Origin of the sequence: Micromonospora fluostatini (assembly GCF_050410825.1) — a bacterium.
GTDB lineage: Bacteria > Actinomycetota > Actinomycetes > Mycobacteriales > Micromonosporaceae > Micromonospora > Micromonospora rosaria.
Genome location: NZ_CP191251.1, coordinates 919,356 through 937,755, shown reverse-complemented (window position 1 = coordinate 937,755; position 18,400 = coordinate 919,356). Strand labels below are relative to the sequence as shown.

At 72.9% G+C, this 18,400-nt stretch carries 14 protein-coding genes; 7 read left to right on the top strand and 7 right to left on the bottom strand.

Translation table 11 applies throughout. The annotated features are described in order from the left end of the window. The first annotated feature begins 13 nt into the window (after nucleotides 1-13). Genes ACQUFX_RS04260 through ACQUFX_RS04245 form a run of 4 tightly spaced genes read left to right on the top strand, consistent with a single transcriptional unit; the run spans nucleotide 14 to nucleotide 5,522 of the window. Complete coding sequence (locus ACQUFX_RS04260) at nucleotides 14-982, top strand: carbohydrate ABC transporter permease (RefSeq protein WP_428964717.1); 969 nt, start codon at nucleotides 14-16, stop codon at nucleotides 980-982. Further along, on the top strand, nucleotides 982-1,884 hold the full coding sequence (locus ACQUFX_RS04255; RefSeq protein WP_428964716.1) for a carbohydrate ABC transporter permease: 903 nt from the start codon (nucleotides 982-984) through the stop codon (nucleotides 1,882-1,884). The genes ACQUFX_RS04260 and ACQUFX_RS04255 overlap by 1 nt, the downstream gene beginning before the upstream one ends. Then, on the top strand, nucleotides 1,881-4,118 hold the full coding sequence (gene yicI / locus ACQUFX_RS04250) for an alpha-xylosidase (RefSeq protein ID WP_428964715.1): 2,238 nt from the start codon (nucleotides 1,881-1,883) through the stop codon (nucleotides 4,116-4,118). Before ACQUFX_RS04255 ends, yicI begins: the two co-directional genes overlap by 4 nt. Then, a complete protein-coding gene (locus ACQUFX_RS04245) occupies nucleotides 4,119-5,522 on the top strand; it encodes a GH1 family beta-glucosidase (protein ID WP_428964714.1) in 1,404 nt (467 codons plus the stop codon). It begins immediately after the preceding gene. 124 nt (nucleotides 5,523-5,646) lie between these two features. Here the strand turns inward: ACQUFX_RS04245 and ACQUFX_RS04240 are convergent, their stop codons facing one another. From ACQUFX_RS04240 to ACQUFX_RS04215, 6 genes are all read right to left on the bottom strand, one after another. After that, nucleotides 5,647-6,240: a nucleotidyltransferase family protein gene (locus ACQUFX_RS04240; RefSeq protein ID WP_428964713.1), complete on the bottom strand. Its 594-nt coding sequence runs from the start codon at nucleotides 6,238-6,240 to the stop codon at nucleotides 5,647-5,649. A gap of 117 nt (nucleotides 6,241-6,357) precedes the next feature. Further along, entirely contained in the window at nucleotides 6,358-8,067 is a 1,710-nt protein-coding gene (locus tag ACQUFX_RS04235) for a bifunctional 3'-5' exonuclease/DNA polymerase (protein ID WP_428964712.1), read from the bottom strand. 130 nt (nucleotides 8,068-8,197) lie between these two features. Beyond that, complete coding sequence (locus ACQUFX_RS04230) at nucleotides 8,198-9,145, bottom strand: carbohydrate ABC transporter permease (RefSeq protein ID WP_428964711.1); 948 nt, start codon at nucleotides 9,143-9,145, stop codon at nucleotides 8,198-8,200. Nucleotides 9,146-9,159: 14 nt separating this feature from the next. Continuing rightward, nucleotides 9,160-10,101, bottom strand: coding sequence for a carbohydrate ABC transporter permease (locus ACQUFX_RS04225; RefSeq protein WP_428964710.1), 942 nt, complete (start codon nucleotides 10,099-10,101; stop codon nucleotides 9,160-9,162). A gap of 38 nt (nucleotides 10,102-10,139) precedes the next feature. Continuing rightward, the gene (gene ngcE, locus ACQUFX_RS04220; RefSeq protein ID WP_428964709.1) at nucleotides 10,140-11,552 is read right to left on the bottom strand and encodes an N-acetylglucosamine/diacetylchitobiose ABC transporter substrate-binding protein; all 1,413 of its coding nucleotides are present in this window, start codon (nucleotides 11,550-11,552) and stop codon (nucleotides 10,140-10,142) included. Between the two features lie 77 nt (nucleotides 11,553-11,629). After that, nucleotides 11,630-12,592, bottom strand: coding sequence for a MurR/RpiR family transcriptional regulator (locus tag ACQUFX_RS04215; protein ID WP_428964708.1), 963 nt, complete (start codon nucleotides 12,590-12,592; stop codon nucleotides 11,630-11,632). A gap of 190 nt (nucleotides 12,593-12,782) precedes the next feature. Between ACQUFX_RS04215 and ACQUFX_RS04210 the strand changes: the two genes are divergently transcribed. The 3 genes from ACQUFX_RS04210 to ACQUFX_RS04200 all read left to right on the top strand — a co-directional run bounded on the left by ACQUFX_RS04210 (nucleotide 12,783) and on the right by ACQUFX_RS04200 (nucleotide 16,970). Beyond that, nucleotides 12,783-13,802, top strand: coding sequence for an N-acetylglucosamine kinase (locus ACQUFX_RS04210; RefSeq protein WP_428964707.1), 1,020 nt, complete (start codon nucleotides 12,783-12,785; stop codon nucleotides 13,800-13,802). 735 nt (nucleotides 13,803-14,537) lie between these two features. After that, entirely contained in the window at nucleotides 14,538-15,926 is a 1,389-nt protein-coding gene (locus ACQUFX_RS04205) for an acyltransferase family protein (RefSeq protein WP_428964706.1), read from the top strand. 9 nt (nucleotides 15,927-15,935) lie between these two features. Next, a complete protein-coding gene (locus ACQUFX_RS04200) occupies nucleotides 15,936-16,970 on the top strand; it encodes a hypothetical protein (protein WP_428964705.1) in 1,035 nt (344 codons plus the stop codon). A 7-nt stretch (nucleotides 16,971-16,977) separates the two neighbouring features. Here ACQUFX_RS04200 and murD read toward each other — a convergent pair whose 3' ends face one another. Beyond that, a complete protein-coding gene (gene murD, locus ACQUFX_RS04195; RefSeq protein WP_428964704.1) occupies nucleotides 16,978-18,327 on the bottom strand; it encodes a UDP-N-acetylmuramoyl-L-alanine--D-glutamate ligase in 1,350 nt (449 codons plus the stop codon). Nucleotides 18,328-18,400: the final 73 nt, after the last annotated feature.

Here is an 18,400-nt window from a genome sequence, read left to right as displayed (position 1 = left end):
GGAGGGAAACCCCATGGCTGCATCCGACACCCTGGCCGCCACGGACCGCGCGGCCCCGGACCACGGCACCCGCCGCGCCCGCCGCCGACGCCGCGGCGACGCGACGTACTGGTTCTACCTCGTCCCCGGCACGGTGCTGTTCGTCCTGGTCATCGGCGGCCCGCTGCTGTTCACCGGCTACCTGTCGCTGACCCGCTGGTCCGGCGTCGGCGACCCGACCTTCGTCGGCCTGGAGAACTACCAACGACTCTGGACCGACGAGGTGTTCTGGACCTCGTTCCGCAACACCCTCGCCATGATCGTGGCGATGGTGGTGGTGCCCACCGTCGTCGGGCTGGTGCTCGCCGCGCTGCTCTTCGACACCATCGGGCGGCGGTTCCGACCCCGCACCGCCGCCGCCCTGCGCGCCGCCTTCTACCTCCCGCAGGTGCTGCCGGTGGTGGTCGCCGGCATCGTCTGGGGCTGGATCCTGCGCCCCGACGGCGCCCTCAACGGCGCCCTCGACGCGATCGGGCTGGGCGCGCTGCGCCACGACTGGCTCGGCGACCCCGACACCGCCCTGCCCGCCGTGATGGGCGTGATGATCTGGGTGCAGATCGGCTACCCGGTGGTCGTCTTCATGGCCGCGCTCCAACGGGTCGACCCGGAACTGTACGAGGCGGCGGAGCTCGACGGCGCCGGCTGGTGGCACCGGTTCCGGGCGATCACCCTGCCGCAGATCCGCCCGGAGACCTTCGTGGTCGCCCTGACCTGCACCATCGCCGCCATGAAGGTGTTCGGGCCGATCTACGCGCTGACCCGGGGCGGCCCGGAGAACGCCACCAACGTCCCCTCCTACTTCGCGTACTTCACCTTCTTCAAGAAACTCCAGGTCGGGTACGGCTCGGCGATCTCCACCATGCTCACCCTGATCATCGTCGTGGTGGCGCTGCTGTTCATCCGGGCGCAGAGCCGGGCCGAGCGCCGGGACGGGGGCCTCTGATGTCGGTCACCACCACCCCCACCGGCACCCCGGTCACCGCACCGCCGACCGGCCGCCCCACCCGCGCCCGCGACCGGCACCACCGGGGCGCGGGCCGGTGGATCGTGCTCGCCGTGGTCACCGTCGGCGCGCTGCTGATGCTGGTGCCGTTCGCGTTCATGCTGCTCAACGCGTTCAAGCCGCCGGGGCAGTACTCCACCGAGGGGCCGCTGAGCTGGCCGTCGGAGTTCTACACCGAGGGCCTGCGCGTGTACTGGACGCAGGTCGACTTCCCGCTGAAACTGTGGAACTCCACAGTCATCGCCGGCTCCGTCGCGGTCCTCGCGGTCGTGGTCTCCCTGCTCAACGCGTACGCGCTGGGCATCGGCCGGGTCCGGGGCCGGCTCTGGATCGTGGGCCTGTTCCTGCTGGCGAACATGCTGCCGCAGGAGTCACTGGTCTACCCGCTCTACTACGTCGCCAAGGAGGTCGGCCTCTACAACACCCGACTCGTCGTGATCATCATCTTCACCGTCATCCAGAGCGCCTTCGGCACCTACCTGCTCGCCTCGGTGCTCGGCACCTTCCCCAGGGGCCTGCTGGAGGCCGCGGCGCTCGACGGGGCCGGCACGTGGACCGTGCTGTGGCGGGTGGTGCTGCCCAACGTGCGCCCGACCCTCGCGGTCCTGCTGGTCTTCTTCTTCATCTGGACCTGGAACGAGTTCCTGATCCCGCTGGTGATGCTCATCGACAACCAGACCCAGACGATCCCGGTGGCCCTCGCGTCGTTGCAGGGCGACCGGCTGATGGACGCCCCGACGACGAACGCCGGGGCCCTGATCAGCCTCGTCCCGGCCATCGTCTTCTTCCTCATCTTCCAACGCACGCTGAGCCGCGGCATCACCGTAGGAGCCGAGAAGTGAAGTTCACCGACGGGTACTGGCTATTGCGCCCCGGGGTCAGCGTGCTGCGCCCCCGGGTCGTCGAATCGGTCGAGGTGGAGAAACGGGGCTTCACCGTGTTCGCCCCCACCGGCCCGATCAACGGGCGCGGGGACACCCTCAACCGGCCGGTCGTCACGGTCAAGTTCTTCTCCCCCGCCCCCGGCGTCGTCGGGGTGACCATCGGCCACCACGTCGGCGGCCTCCCCCGCGAGCCCCGCTTCGCGCTCAACACCGGCACCGACCACCCGGTCGCCGTCGACGTCACCGGGCTGACCGCGTCGCTGACCACCGGCGACCTGACCGTCCGGGTCCGCCTGGTCGACGCCTGGCAGGTGGACTTCCTGCGCGACGGCGCGGTGGTCACCTCCTCCACCGAGCGCAGCGTCGGCGTGGTCACCGACGGCGAGGGCCGCAAGTACGTCCACGATCGGCTGGCCCTCGGCGTCGGCGAGACGATCTACGGCCTGGGCGAACGGTTCGGGGCGTACGTCAAGAACGGCCAGGCCGTCGACATCTGGAACGCCGACGGCGGCACCGCCAGCGAGCAGGCGTACAAGAACGTGCCGTTCTACCTCAGCAGCGCCGGGTACGGCGTCTTCGTCGACCACCCCGAGCACGTCTCCTTCGAGGTCGGCTCGGAGGTGGTGTCGCAGACCCAGTTCAGCGTCGAGGGTCAGTCGCTCACCTACTACCTGATCGACGGCCCCACCCCCAAGGACGTGCTGCGCCGGTACACCGCCCTGACCGGCCGCCCGGCCCGGGTGCCCGCCTGGTCGTACGGGCTGTGGCTGTCCACCTCCTTCACCACCTCGTACGACGAGAAGACGGTCACCGAGTTCATCGACGGGATGGCCGAGCGCAACCTGCCGCTGTCGGTGTTCCACTTCGACTGCTTCTGGATGCGGCAGTTCCACTGGGTCGACTTCGTCTGGGACCCGGCGACCTTCCCCGACCCCGAGGGCATGCTGCGCCGGCTGCACGAGCGGGGCCTGAAGGTCTGCGTCTGGATCAACCCGTACATCGCCCAGCGGTCCTACCTGTTCGAGGAGGGACGGCAGGCCGGGTACCTGGTCCGCAACCCGGACGGCTCGGTCTGGCAGTGGGACAAGTGGCAGGCCGGCATGGCGCTCGTCGACTTCACCAACCCCGACGCGGTCGCCTGGTACGCCGGCAAGCTCAAGGTGCTGCTGGACATGGGGGTGGACTGCTTCAAGACCGACTTCGGCGAGCGCATCCCCACCGACGTCCTCTGGCACGACGGGTCGGACCCGCAGCGGATGCACAACTACTACTCGTACCTCTACAACAAGGTGGTCTTCGAGCTGCTGGAGGCCGAGCGGGGCCGGGGCGAGGCGGTGCTGTTCGCCCGCTCCGCCACCGCCGGCGGGCAGCAGTTCCCGGTGCACTGGGGCGGCGACTGCGAGTCCACCTTCGTGGCGATGGCCGAGTCGCTGCGCGGCGGGCTGTCGCTGGCCGCCTCCGGCTTCGGGTACTGGAGCCACGACATCGGCGGCTTCGAGGGCACCCCGGACCCGGCGGTGTTCAAGCGCTGGATCGCCTTCGGGCTGCTCTCCTCGCACTCCCGGCTGCACGGCTCCGGCTCGTACCGGGTGCCGTGGGCCTACGACGAGGAGGCCGTCGACGTGCTGCGCCACTTCACCCGGCTCAAGCTCGGTCTGATGCCGTACCTGGCCGCCACGGCCGACGAGGCGCACCGCGAGGGGCTGCCGATGATGCGCCCGATGATCCTGGAGTTCCCCGACGACCCGACCGCCGAGTACCTGGACCGGCAGTACATGCTCGGCCCGGACGTGCTGGTCGCGCCGGTGATGAGCGCCGACGGCGTGGTGACCTACTACGTGCCGGCCGGCACCTGGACGCACCTGGTCAGCGGGGCGCGGGTGCACGGGCCGGGCTGGTTCACCGAGAAGCACGCCTTCGACAGCCTGCCGGTGCTCGCCCGCCCCGGCGCGGTGATCCCGTTCGGCGCGGTGCAGGACCGCCCGGACTACGAGTGGGCCGACGGGGTCCGGCTGCGCTGGTACGCCCCGGTGGAGGGGCAACAGGCCCGGGTCCGGGTCCCGTCCCCCGGCGACGGGCCGGGCACGGAGTTCGAGGTGTCGTACGTCGGCGGGGTGGCCGGCGTCTCGTTGATCTCCGGCGACTCGTCGGGGTACACCTGTGAGGTCGTGAACGCGGAGGTGGCAGGGTAGATGACGGCACGGAGTTTTCCCGAGGGCTTTGTGTGGGGTTCGGCCACGGCCGCGTACCAGATCGAGGGCGCGGCCACCGAGGACGGGCGGGGCCCGTCCATCTGGGACACCTACAGCCACACCCCCGGCCGCACGCTCAACGGCGACACCGGTGACGTGGCCGCCGACCACTACCACCGGTGGGCCGAGGACCTGGGCCACATCAAGGAGCTGGGGCTCGACGCGTACCGGTTCTCCATCGCCTGGCCCCGGGTGCAGCCCGGCGGCTCGGGGGCCTTCAACCAGGCCGGGATCGACTTCTACTCCCGGCTGGTGGACCGGCTGCTGGAGCTGGGCGTCCGGCCGGTGGCCACGATGTACCACTGGGACCTGCCGCAGGAGCTGGAGGACGCCGGCGGCTGGCCGGCCCGGGACACCGCGCTGCGTTTCCAGGAGTACGCCGCCGGGATCGTCGGCGCGCTCGGCGACCGGGTGCACACCTGGACCACCTTCAACGAGCCGTGGTGCTCGGCGTACCTCGGGTACGGCTCCGGGGTGCACGCGCCGGGGCGCACCGAGCCGGCCGGGGCGCTGGCCGCCGTCCACCATCTCAACCTGGCGCACGGCCTGGCCGGCCGGGTGGTCCGGGAGCTGGCCCCGGCGGCGGAGCTGTCGGTGACGCTGAACCTGCACGTGATCCGGCCGGCGTCGGACTCGGCGGCGGACGCCGACGCGGTCCGGCGCATCGACGCCCTGGCCAACCGGGCGTTCCTCGGGCCGCTGCTGTCCGGGGCGTACCCGGCGGACCTGCTCGCCGACACCGCGCCGGTCACCGACTGGTCGTTCGTGCGCGACGGCGACGAGAAGACCATCGCGGTGCCGCTGGACGTGCTCGGGGTGAACTACTACTCGACCACCCTGGTCCGGGCCTGGGACGGCACCTCGGCCCGCTCGGACAACGACGGCCACGGCAGCTCGGCGCACACCCCGTGGATCGCCGCCGACGACGTCGACTTCCTGCCCCAGCCGGGCCCGTACACGGCGATGGGCTGGAACATCGACCCGAGCGGGATGACCGAGCTGCTGCTGCGCCTGAGCCGGGAGTACCCGAACCAGCCGCTGATGATCACCGAGAACGGGGCGGCCTTCCCCGACGAGGTCTCCCCCGACGGCCGGATCCACGACGACCGCCGGGTCGACTACCTGTACCGCCACATCGACGCGGTCGGCGCCGCCATCGACGGCGGCGCGGACGTGCGCGGCTACTTCGTCTGGTCCCTGCTGGACAACTTCGAGTGGGGCTACGGCTACGACCGCCGCTTCGGCATCATCCGCGTCGACTACGACACCCAGGTCCGCACCTGGAAAGACAGCGCCCACTGGTACCAGACCCTCACCCGCACCAACACCCTCCCCACCCCCTAACCCCCCACCCTGCCCACCCCCTCCCCTCCCCGTCCCCGAGGGTTGATCATGGAGTTGGCGGCACGTACGGCCCGAACCGAGGCGGCCAACTCCATGATCAACGCATCCCGGGGCGGGGAGGGGGTCAGGCGGGGACGCGTTGGGGTGGGATGGTGAGGCCGTAGAGGGCCATCAGTTCAGGGGTGTCGACGCGACTGCCGTCGGCGACGGTGTCGCAGGCGATGTCGACGATCTGGTCCTTGTGCGCCAGCAGGTACGGCCGGGCACCGACGTCGGCGCTGGCCAGCGTGGCGATGCCGGGCCAGTGCCGACGCCCGAACAACATCGGGTACCCGCGCAGCCCGCCGTAGGTGGCGCAGACCAGCACGTCCGGGTACGGCAACGCGGCGACCCGCCGGATCGCGGCGACGGTGAGCCCCGGCATGTCCACCGGTACCACCACGACCGCCTCGATCCCGTCGTCGGCCAGCGCACCCAGCCCGGCCCGGATGGAGGAGCCGACCCCGGTCCCCCAGGCCCGGTTGACCACCACCGTGGCTCCGCTCAGGTCCGCGTTCTCACGGACCTGGTCGGCCGCCGCCCCGAGCACCACCACGACCTGCGCGCACTCCGCCTCCGTCACGGTGTCGATCATCCGGCGCACCAGGGGCTGCTCGCCCTGGTGCAGCAGGGCCTCGGGCCCACCGATCCGGCGCCCGCCACCGGCAGCGATGATCATTCCTGCGATCCGCACACCGGGTGCAACGAGCACTTCCCGAATGAGTGTCGGGGCGAAACGGATATTCCGCACATTAAAGGCGACCGGGATCGGTCGGAGCGCCCGCCCGCGTGGACCTCAGGTGGCGTCGGCGTAGCAGTCGACGACGGAGAGGTCCAACGGGAACCGGACCGGGGTGGCGCCGAACAGCAACGCCGTGGCACGGTCGCCGCTGCGGGCCACCGCCTCGGCCACCGCGTCGGCCTGCTCGGCCGGGCAGTGCACCAGCACCTCGTCGTGCTGGAAGAAGACCAGCTCCGCGTCGGTGCCGGCCAGGGCGCTGCGCAGGGTCGCCAGCAGCGTGGACGCCCACTCGGCGGCGGTGGCCTGGATGACGAAGTTGCGGGTGAACCGGCCCCGGGACCGGGCCGCGCGGGCCCGGTTCGACTGCGGGTCGACCGGCTCCGGATCGGACTCCCCCACCCCCGTCAGCCCGGCGAACCCGGCCGATCCGGGTGGGCAGGTCCGGCCCAGCCAGGAGCGGACCAGCCCGCCCGCCTCACCGGTGCGGGCCGCCGCCTCCACGTACCCGAACGCGGTCGGGTAGTTGCGCCGCAGCACCGCCAGGGCCGGCACCGCCTCCCCGCCGGTCTGGCCGTACATCGCGCCGAGCAGGGCCACCTTGGCGCGGGGCCGGTCACCGCCGAAGGAATCCCGGGCCAGGGCGGCGTACAGGTCACCGGCGCCACCGGCGGCGGCCAGCCGGGCGTCACCGGAGACGGCGGCGAGGACCCTCGGCTCCAGTTGACCGGCGTCGGCGACCACGAACCGCCAGCCCGGGTCGGCCACCACCGCCCGCCGGATCACCTTCGGGATCTGCAGCGCGCCCCCGCCCCGGCTGGCCCAGCGGCCGGAGACCACCCCGGCGGGGACGTACTCGGGGCGGAACCGGCCACCGGAGACCCAGGCGTCCCGCCAGGCCCAGCCGTGCGCCGTCCAGATCCGGTACAGCTCCTTGTACTCCAGGACCAGGGGCACCGCCGGATGGTCCACCCCGCGCAGCACCCAGGCCCGGGTGTTGGGCAGCTCGACCCCGGCGCGGGCGAAGGCCCGCAGCAACTCGGCCGGGGACTCGGCGTGCACCTGCCGCAGCCCGAAGGCGGCGGCGATCCGACCGGCCAGCTCGGCCAGCCGCCGGGGTGGCCCGCCGACCGGGGACGGCTCGCCGAGCAGGTCCGCCAGGATCTCGTCGTGCACCTCGACCCGCCAGGGCAGCCCGGCCGCCCCCATCTCGACCGCGACCAGCGCGCCGGCCGACTCGGCGGCCATCAGCAGCCGGAACCGGCCGGGATGCGCCGTCGCGGCGATCCGGGCCACCTGGTCGGCGTACACCCGGGTCAGGTCGGTGAGGTCGGGCGGCGGCGGGCCGGGCCGGGCGTCGAAGAGCGCGCCCTGGGCGTGGCCGGGCGGGTCGGCCGGGCGTGGCGGCGGGTCGGGCGGGACCGGCCGCCCGCCGTGACGGGCCAGGGCCGCCGCCACCGACCGGGGCTCGCCCCAGCGGCCGTCGTGGCCGAGCAGCAGCGCCTCGGTCAGCTCCAGGTCGTGGCACCGGTCGACGCGCACCCCGGCCCGCAGCAACGCCGGGTACGTCGTCGCGGTCGACGCCCACAGCCACCGGGGCCGGTCGGCGGCCTCCCGGGCGGCCACCGCGGCGGCCAGGTCGGTGACCGGCTCGGCCGCCCCGATGGGGTGACCGGCCGGATCGAGCGGTTGCAGCGCGCCGCCGCCCCGCTCGTCCGCCACCACCGCCACCAGCACGAACACGATTCTGCCCGGCCCGTACGACACTCCCGTACCCGCGTCGGGCCCGCCCTGCCCGCCCGCCCTCCCCGGCGGGCGACCGTGCCGGCAGGGCGGGCCCGGCGGGCGGTGAGAAGGGAACCCTTCTCGACCGTATGGGTTAAGAGGGGGCCCTTCCTTACTTGCCGACGCCGGCGGTCAGGCCGGACTGCACCTGTCGCTGGAACACGATGTAGACCACCAGCACCGGCAGCATCGCCATGGTCACCCCGGCGAAGAGGCCGCTCCAGTCGGACTTGTAGCCCTGGTTGACCGACAACTCGATCAGGCCCTGGGCGATCACCTGGTTCTTCGGCTCGCCGGAGACCGACTGCATCAGCAGCGTCGGCAGGTACCACTGGTTCCACTGGCCGAGCACGTTGAAGATGCCGATGCTGATCAGGCCCGGCCGGGCCATCGGCAGCATGACGCTGAAGAAGAGCCGGCTGTGCGAGGCCCCGTCCACCAGCGCCGCCTCGGCGACCGCGTTCGGCAGCGTCCGGAAGAACGAGTGCATGAAGAAGACGGTGAACGACAGCGACCAGGCGACGTACACCAGGATCAGCATCAGGTGACTGTTCGGGCCGAGCAGCGGGAAGACGACGCCCATGTTGTAGACGCCCTTGAACAGCGGCACCGCGGCGAGGTAGATCGGCAGGGTCAGCCCGGACAGGAACAGGTAGTAGATCGCCCGGTTGCCGGGGAACTCGTACCGGGCCAGCACGTACGCGGCCATCGAGCCGAGCAGCATGGTCAGCCCGACGCTGCCGACCAGGACCAGCAGGGTGTTCCCGAAGAACGACCCGAGGTGCCCCTCGACCCAGGCGCGGGAGAAGTTGTCCCAGTTCAGCTTCTCCGGGATCAGCGACAGGGGCTGGCGGATGACCTCCGCGTCGCTCTTGAACGCCGACATCACCACCCACAGCAGCGGGTAGATCACCATGACGGCCCAGACCACCAGGAACAGGTGGGAGAAGCCGTTGAAGAACCGCCCGCCGAGTCCACCGCCGCCCCCACCACGGGGGGTGGCCGGTCCGGGTGCGCCCGCCCGGCTCCGCTCGCCGGGAGGACGGGTCACCGTGCTCATTCCTCGCGCCTCCATCAGTACTCGATCCGCTCGCGGCGGGTGATCCGGAGCTGGAGCGCGGCCAGCAGGATCGTGAAGATGGCCAGCGCCACACCCATCGCGCAGGCGTAGCCGAACTGGCCCTTCTGGAACGCGGTGAAGTTCAGCACCGACGCGAAGATCTCGCTGGCGTGGTCCGGCCCGCCCTGGCTGGGCGTCATCACGAAGACCAGGGCGTACATGTCCAGCGCGATGAAGCCCAGGTACACCCAGGCCACCGAGACGGTGTCCCGCAGCAGCGGCAGGGTGATCTTGAAGAAGGTGTGCACCCGGCCCGCGCCGTCGAGCAGCGCCGCCTCGTAGATGTCCTTCGGGATCGACTGCATCGCCGCCGAGAAGAGCACCATGTAGAAGCCGGCCCCGCTCCACACCGCGATGAGCAGCAGCCACCACAGCACCGCCGGGACACCGAGGAACGGCTCCGGATCGGCGGTGAACGCCACCGGATTCTCCTCGTCGACCAGCCCGATCCGCATCAGCAGGCCGTTGATCAGGCCCTGGCCGTCACCCCGGTAGATCTGCTGCCACATCACCGCGATCACCACGAGCGACAGCACCTGCGGGAAGAAGAACACCACCCGGTAGAAGCCGGAGCCGAAGACGCCCCGTACGCCGGCCCTGTCCTCGCGCCCGCCCACGTTCAGCAGGAAGGCGAGGAACAGGGCCAGCGCGATCGTGAACAACGGCACGGTGACCAGGAAGAAGACGTTGTGCCAGAACGCCTTACGGATCAGCTCGTCGGTGAACAGCCGGACGTAGTTGTCCAGCCCGACGAACTCCTGCCGGTCGGAGTAGCCGCCCCAGTTGGTCAGCGAGTAGCCGGCCGCCTGGGCGAAGGGCCACACCACGTACAGGAGGTAGAGCGCGACGGGCAGGAAGAGGAACCCTGACACGAAGCGCGCGACACCGTGCCGCATCGGACCTACTCTCTCGAACGGATCGCCCCGGTACGCCGTCAGGCGCGGGTCTGCTTGGTGATCGACGAGTCCTTGGCGACCTTGTCGGCCGCCTTCTGCATCCGGTCCACGAACTGGGCGGCGGTGAGGCGACCGGCCATCAGCTCGGCGGAGGCGTTCTGGCTCTCCTTGTCCAGGTCGGCGTAGAAGTCCCAGAACTTGGTCTTGATCAGGTCCGCCGGGGCCTTGCTCATCAGCTCGTTGGCGCTGGCCAGCGCGGTGTCCTGGACCGCGTCGCCGGAGCCCTTGGTGGAGGCCAGCGACTTGGTCAGCTCGGCGAACTTCGCCGAGCCGGCCTTGGAGAGCACGGCCCGCAGGAACTCCTTGGCCGCCGCCTTGTTCGGGGCCTTGCTCGGCACCACCAGGCCCTCACCGGCACCGGCGAAGACGTCCTTGGGGGCCTTGTCGGTGGCGCCCAGACCCCAGTAGTCCGAGATCTTCATCTCGAAGCCCGGCGGGATGGTCGCGGCCATCTCGTTCTTCAGCCAGGTGCCGACCTGGATGAACGCCGCCTTGCCGTCCAGCCAGGCCTGCTGGGACTGGGTGTGGTTGAGGTTGCCCGGCAGCAGCAGCTTGTCCTTGACCAGCTTCTCCCAGACCTCCAGCGCCGGCAGGACACCCTCGGCCCGCCAGGCGTTCTCCTTGAGGTTGTCGATGTCGATGACGGCCTGCTTGCCGGCGGACTTCCAGATCGTGGCCATCAGCGCCCAGCGCGGGTAGTAGCCGTGCACCGCGTCGTGCACGTACGGGGCGATGCCCTTGGCCTTGATCTTCGGGGCGAGGGCGAAGAACTCGTCGAACGTGGTCGGCGGGGTCCACCCCTCCCGGGTGAACAGGGCGTCGTTGTACCAGTTGCCCCACACCGTGTACGCGACGTTGACCACGTAGAACTTGCCCTGGAAGGTGCCGTCGACGACGGTGCCCGGCAGCAGCGTGTCGGCCACCGTGCCCTCGCTGTCCCAGGCGGGGGCGGCGAGCAGGTCGTCCAGCGGCTCGATGGCGCCCTCGTTGACCAGGGTGGAGACGTCCATCATGTCGGCGCCCGAGTTCATCACCAGGTCGCTCGGCTGGGTGGCCATCTTCGGCTGCTCTTCGGTCTTGATCTTCTGGGTGGAGCTCATGTTGACCGTCACGCCGGCGTGCTTGGCGGCGAAGATCGCCTGGTCCTCCTTGGCCCACTGGTCACCCAGGCCGCCGTTGAAGATGACCACCTTGACGGCGCTGCCGTCCTGGACACCGAACGGGTTGTCCTTGCTCTTCGCCGCGCCGGAGTCGTCGGGGCGGCTCGGCTCGCTGCCGGCGCAGGCGCTGAGCAGGCCGGCGGCCGGGGTGACCAGCAGGCCCACGGCGGCGGCGCGGCGCAGCAACGTACGGCGGCTCAGGTCGGCCGGGTGGTTCGGGGTAACCGACATCGTCGTCTCTCCTCGGGTTGTCGAATTCGCCGTACGGTGGCGCAGTTGGTCGACGGCGGCCTGTGTTCGGTTGCGGGTCATGTGCTGGCCCCGGTGGAGGCCTTGTGCCCGCCGACCGCCTGGGCGGTCCGGCGGAAGGCCGCGTGGGCCCGGTCGTGGGTGCGCTGCGCGACGGCGATGTAGAGCAGGTCGAGCACGACCAACTGCGGGTGCCGGGCGGAGAGCGCGTCGGGACGGAAGGTGGTGGGTTGGCTGGCGGTGAGGAGCACCACGTCGGCCAGCTCCGCCAGGGGTGAGCGGGGGAACCCGGTCAGCGCCACGGTGGTGGCGCCCCGGCTGCCGGCCTCGGCGAGCATCTCGACGGTCTCCCGGGTCTGCCCGGTGTGCGAGATGCCGAGGGCGGCGTCCCCCTCACCGAGCAGGGCGGCACTGGCCAGGCCGTCGTGCACGTCGTTCCACGCCCAGGCGGCCACGCCGATGCGGTGCAGGCTGAGCTGCATCTCCTGACCGACCAGGGCACTGCCGCCGGCACCGACGATGGTGACCCGGCCGGCGCCGGCGATCGCCACCGCCGCCCGTTCCACCTCGGTCAGGTCGAGCAGGGCGGCGGTGTCGTGCATGGCCTGGGTGTCGGCGGCCATCAACTGCTCCAGTACCCGGTCGAGCGGGTCGCCCGGCTGGATCTCCCGTCCGATGTCGACGGTCCAGCCGGCCGAGCGGGCCCGGCCGGTCTCGGCGGCGATGCCCAGCCGCAGGTCGGCGTACCCGTCGAAGCCCATCGCCCGGCAGAACCGGGTGATGGTGGCCGGCGAGGTGCCGCTGCGTTCGGCCAGCTCGACGATGGTCGACCGGGCCGCCGTCTCGGGGTCGCTGAGCACGTGGTCGGCGACCCGCCGCAGGGCGCCGGTCAGGTCGTCCACCCCGGACCTGACCCTGGCCAGCACGCTGTCGGCGCCGATCCCTCGGGTGCTCCGCCGGTCGGCCGGCCCGGCGTCGACCACCGCGGTCACCGCCGCGCCGTCGACTTCGTGTTCGGCCATGGAACACCTTTCGGGAAAGAGTGTTAACTGTTAGTGGTAAAAGTTCTTACTGAAGCCCCCTTCCTGTCAAGACCATGGATGAAGTTTTCAAACTGTTACCCGGCGCACCCGCCGGACCTTGCCCCCGCGCACCCCGACCGACCAGCATGAATACGCCCTCTCCACGCCGCCGACCGGAGGTCCGTCGCAGATGTCCGACACCGTCCTGGTTGGTCTGGATGTTGGGGGTACGTCCACCCGGGCGCTCGCCGTGACCCGCACCGGGGAACGGTTGGGCACCGGCCGGGGCGGAGGTGGCAATCCCACCAGTCACGGTGCCGAACGCGCCGCCGACGAGATCCTGACCGCCCTGCGCGGCGCACTGGCCACCGTGGACCCGACCCGGGTCCGGGCCGGCACCATTGGGCTGGCCGGCGCCGGACGACTGCTCGCCGACCCGGACGGCCGGGCCGCCTTCGACCGGGCCTGGCACGCCGCCGGGCTCCGCTGCCCGTACACCGTCCTCGGCGACGCCCTGGTCGCCTACGCCTCGGGCACCGCCCGGCCGGACGGCACCGTGCTGATCGCCGGCACCGGGGCGATCGCCGCCGAGGTACGTCACCTGCGGCTGGACCGGACCGCCGACGGGCACGGCTGGCTGCTCGGCGACGCCGGATCCGGCTTCTGGCTCGGCCGGGAGGCGGTCCGCCGGCTCCTGGCCGACCTGGACCGGGCGCACGCCCCGGGTGACCTCGCCGCCCAGGTGCTCACCGCGCTGACCGGCTCACCGGAGGTGGCGTCCCGCCCCCGCCGTACCGTCGACGCGGTGGTCCAGGCCGTGACCCGACGCCCCCCGGTCGAGCTGGCCCGCCTCGCCCCGCTGGTCGTCGCCGCCGCCCACCGGGGCGACCCGGTGGCCGGCGCTTTGATCACCGAGGCCGCCGAGCACCTGGCCGCTACCGTCGCCCGGATCCGCCCACCCGACGCCGCCGACCCGGTCGTCCTGGCCGGCGGCCTGCTCACCGGCGACACGCCGCTCGCCGCCGCTGTCCGGGCCGAGCTGACCCGCCGGTGGCCCCGGACCCCGCTGCTCACCGCCGGCGACGGCGCCGCCGCCGCCGCATGGCTCGCCGCCCGCGAACTGCCCGACGTCACCGATCCGGACGCGCTGCACCGCCGGCTGTTCCCCCGACCACCGACCGAACCGGCCCGGACCCCGCCGGCCGGCTAGGCACACCTCGACATCCCCGGCCGCTCCCTCGCCCGCCGACCCCCTGGCCGCCAACCCCTGGCCGAACCCCGCCGGCCGACCTCCCGTCGGTCGACACGCTGCCACCAGCGGCTCGGTTCGACCTGCCCCCGGCGACGTCGACACCCTCGACGGTGTCGCGCACCGTCGATGTCCCGGAGACGTCCACGCAACGTCCACGCCAACCACCGCGACCGTTTCGCCGGACGAGGCTCGTGGCGCGACGACGCTCGCGGCGCGACAACGACTCACGCACCCTTTGGAGCTGCCCGCACGGACGGGGCACGCCTGCGCCCCCTGAGGCCGCGAGACAGGACACGGGTGACCGACGGCCGGCCCGCGACACCGAGATCCAGGACGACAAGGACACGGGACACCGGGGTAGGGCGGGACAGGGGGTAGGGCGGGTGCGCGAGGCCGGATCGGCGGGTCGGCCGGATCGGCCAGGGTCGCCGGATCGGCCAGGGTCGCCGGGTCGGCGCGGAGGGGTCGCCGGGTCGGCCTGGGCCGCCGGGTCGGCGCGGAGGGGTCGCCGGGTCGGCCGGGGCCGGGGCCGGGGACAGCATGGACTGCCGGTCGGCGCGGAGGCGGTCTCACGTCCGGGGCAGCTCGACAGTGTCGACAAACGCCTCACCCGTCCGGCCCGAACACCAGGCCAGCGGGCACCCACGAGGCGCACGGCCTCCGCACGTCCACGGACTCTTCTAGCCTGGGGGCATGGGTCGCCTGCGGCAGCTCGCCGAGCGTACGCCGCCGGAGCGCGAGCGGTACCTGGACCTGCTCCGCGCATTGGCGATCATCATGGTGGTCCTCGGCCACTGGACGGTCACCGTCATCGAGTACGACCCGGCGGGCCGGCCCAACGGGCACTCCGCGCTGCCGGCGCTGCCGTGGGCGTACCCGGTGACCTGGCTGGCCCAGGTGATGCCGGTCTTCTTCCTGGTCGGCGGCTACGCCAACGCCGCCTCGCTGCACTCGTTCCGGGCCCGGGGCGGGGACGGCGCCGGGTGGCTGCTCGACCGCAGCGCCCGGCTGGTCCGCCCGACCACCGCCCTGCTGCTGGTCCTCACGGCCGGTGCCCTGGCCGCGTCGCTGCTCGGCACCACACCGACCGAGGTACGCACGGTGGTCTGGTTCGCCACCATCCCGCTCTGGTTCCTCGCCGCCTACCTGGTCGTCGTCCCGCTCACCCCGCCGATGTACGCGCTGCACCGGCGTCTCGGGCTCGCCGTACCCCTGGGGTTGGTGGTCCTGGTCGCCGTCGGTGACCTGGCCCGGCTCGCCGGGGCCGAGACCCTGGGGTTCGGCAACTACCTGTTCGGCTGGTTGGCCGTGCACCAGCTCGGGTTCGCCTGGTACGACGCCCGCACCGGGCAGCGGCCACGCCGCCGCCGGTTGCCCACCGGCCGGCCGGCGGCGCTGGCCCTGCTCGCCGTCGGGCTCGCCGGGACCGTGCTGCTCACCGGGCCCGGCCCGTACCCGGTGAGCATGCTCAACATTCCCGGGGAACGGCTGGACAACGCGGGCCCGCCCAGCCTGGCCCTGCTCACCCTGACCACCGCGCAGCTCGGGTTGATTCTGCTGCTGCGCGAGCCGGCCGAGCGGTGGCTGCACCGTCGCCGCCCCTGGCAGGCGGTGATCGCCGTCAACACGGTGGTCCTGACCATGTTCCTGTGGCACCTGACCGCGGCGATCCTGCTGGTCGGCGCGCTGGACGCGGTGCACCTGCTGCCCACCCCACCGGCGGGGTCGGCGGCCTGGCTGGCCTGGCGGCTGCCGTGGGCGCTGCTGCTCGCCACGGTGCTCACCGGGCTGGTCGCCGTCTTCGGTCCGATCGAGGCTCGGGCCGTGCGCCGGCACCGGCCCGCCCCCGGCCGGACCGCCGTCGTCCCGGGCGCGCTCGTCGTCGCCGGGTACGCCGCCCTGGTCACCGCCCTGGTCCTGAACAGCCAGACGGCGAAGGCCGCGCCCGAGGCGCTGGGGATGCCCGTCGCCGCCCTGCTGGCGTACCTGGCCGGCGCGGGCGTGCTGTGGCTGCTCCGCGCCCGCCACGGCGGGCGCGCGGCGGGTCACGGCGACCCGACGGCCGGGCCGGAGCGCCGGTAGGATCCGGCGGTGCCCGACGTCCACGTGCCGCCGCCGAACGAGCGGGCGGCCGGCCAGGTGCCGCCGCCAGCCGAACCGGCCGGCCAGGTGCCGCTGCCGAACGGGCCGGCCGGCGCGACCGGGGACGTCCTGCGGGCCGGTGTCGCCGCCTGGGTCACCTCCGCCCCGCTGCGCGCCCTGGTCACCGGGTTCGGCGGGGACTGGCCGGCCGGGCCGCTCGCCGACGTGCTCGCCGCCCTGGACGACTTCTCCGCCCGGCACTGGGACTTCCGGGGCGGGCGGGAACGGCCGGAGGCCCGGGAGCCCGTCCTCGACCCGGCGACCGCCGCGCAGGTCCTGGCCGCCGCCACCGCCCTCGGGCTGGTCCGTCCCGCCGCCCCACGTCTGCCCGGGTACGCCCATCTGCTGGTCCTCGGCGGGCTGGCGCACGCCTGTGTGCGCCGGGTGGCGTACGCCGCGCGGCTGCTGCGCACCGGGCCGACGGTCGGCGGCGAGGTGGCGGTGCTGGGCAGCTTCCGTCCGCTCGCCCCGGCCGAGGTACGGGCCCTGGCCGGCGTCGGCATCCACGGCTGCGCGACCGAGGTGGACGCGCTCGACGCCGGGGTACGGCGCAGCTTCGGGGTGACCCGGCCGGTCCGCGCCGAGGGTCATGACGCCGACCACCCGCACCGCGCCTGGTCGGCCCGGACGTACCAGCCGGTCGACGGGCCACCGGTCCGGGTGCTCGCCGCGCCGTCCAGCGAGCCGGACCGGCGGCGGGCGCACACCGCCGACACCCAACGGTTCTGGGCCGAGCACGTCCGGCTCACCACGGGCGACCCGGTGCTGCTGGTCACCGCGCCGATCTACGTGCCGTTCCAGCACTGCGACGCGCTGCGCACCCTCGCCGTGCCGTACGGCTGCGGCATCGACACGGTCGGCGTGGACCCGGCCGCGGCCGAGGTCGCCGGCCTGCCGGAGCCGACCCTGACCCCCGGCCGCTACCTCCAGGAGATCCGCTCGGCGATCCGCGCGATGCGCGCCCTGCACGCCGCGCTGGGCTGAACCGCCCCTACCCCTCCCGGGTGTCGGCGACGGCCTGGGCGAAGACCTCGGAGCGGTGCTCGAAGTTGCGGAACCGGCCGTAGCTCGGGGCGGCCGGCGACAACAGCACCACCCCGTCGGCCGGGGTCACCCGCCGGGCCAGCCGGACCGCGTCCACCAGGTCGTCCACCACCTCGGTCCGCACCTTCGGCAGCCCGGCGAGCGCCTCGACGATCCGCCGGCCGCTGTCCGGCACGCCGATCACGGTGAGCTCCCGTTCGGCCAGGTGCTCGCGCAGCGGGGTGTAGTCCAACCCCCGGTCGGTCCCTCCGACGATCACCGTCAACGGTCGCCCCTCGTACGCGTCGATCGCGTGCATGGCCGCGTACGGGCTGGTGGCGAGGGTGTCGTCGACGAAGGTGAGGCCGGCCGGGTCGACGATCTCGGTGAGCCGGTGGGCCAGCCCCTGGAACCCGGCGACCGCCACGGCCAGGGTGTCCCGCTCGGCGACCACGTCGACGCCGAGCGCGTCGAGCACCGCCAGGGCGACGCAGAGGTTGCCCTCGTTGTGCCGGCCGACCAGCGGCAGCACCGCCCGGGGGAAGAGCGGCCGGTCGCCGAGGTGGAACCAGGGCGTACCGTCGGCGCCGGTCGCCACGGTGGCCGAGCCGGGCAGGCCGGCCCGGATCGCCGCCCGGTCGCCCAGTTCGACGGCGAGGCGTGGGTCGGCCCCGTTGACCACGACCGTCCGGGGGCCGTGCGCGATCAGGTTCAGCTTGTCCCGGTAGTACTCCCGCTCCCCACCGTGCGCGTCGAGATGCTCGGGGAAGAGCGAGGTGACCACCGCGACCCGGGGCGAGTCGGTCAGGTCGCTGCACTGGTAGCTGGACAGCTCCAGCACGTACCGGTCGGCCTCGGGCAGGTCGAGCAGGGGCACCCCGATGTTGCCGCCGAAGACGTTCGGCCGGCCGGTGGCGGTGAGCAGGTGGCTGATCAGGCTGGCCGTGGTGCTCTTGCCCTTGCTGCCGGTCACCCCGATGGTCCGGTCGGCGTGGTCGGCCATCCAGAGCGCGGTGCCCTGGGTGACGGTGACCCCCCGGGCGCGCAGCTCGACCAGCCACGGGTGGGTCTGCGGCACCCCCGGCGAGCGGACCACCACGTCGGCGGCGGCCAGCCGGTCGAAGCCCTCGGCCCCGGTGACCAGCGGCGCGGCGGCGGCCAGCGGGCCCTCCCAGGGCAGGGAGAGGAAGTTGGCGCTGTCGTCGACGGCGACCAGGTCGGCCGGGGCGTGCGCGGCGATCGCGGTCACCGCGGCCCGGCCCTCCCGGCCGGCACCCCAGACGGCGACGGTACGTCCGCGCAGGTCAGACAGGCGCACAGGTGATCTCCTCCTCCGTGGCGGGCGGTCCGGGTGCCGGGCGTGCGCACCGGGAGCGCCGGCCGGCGGGCCG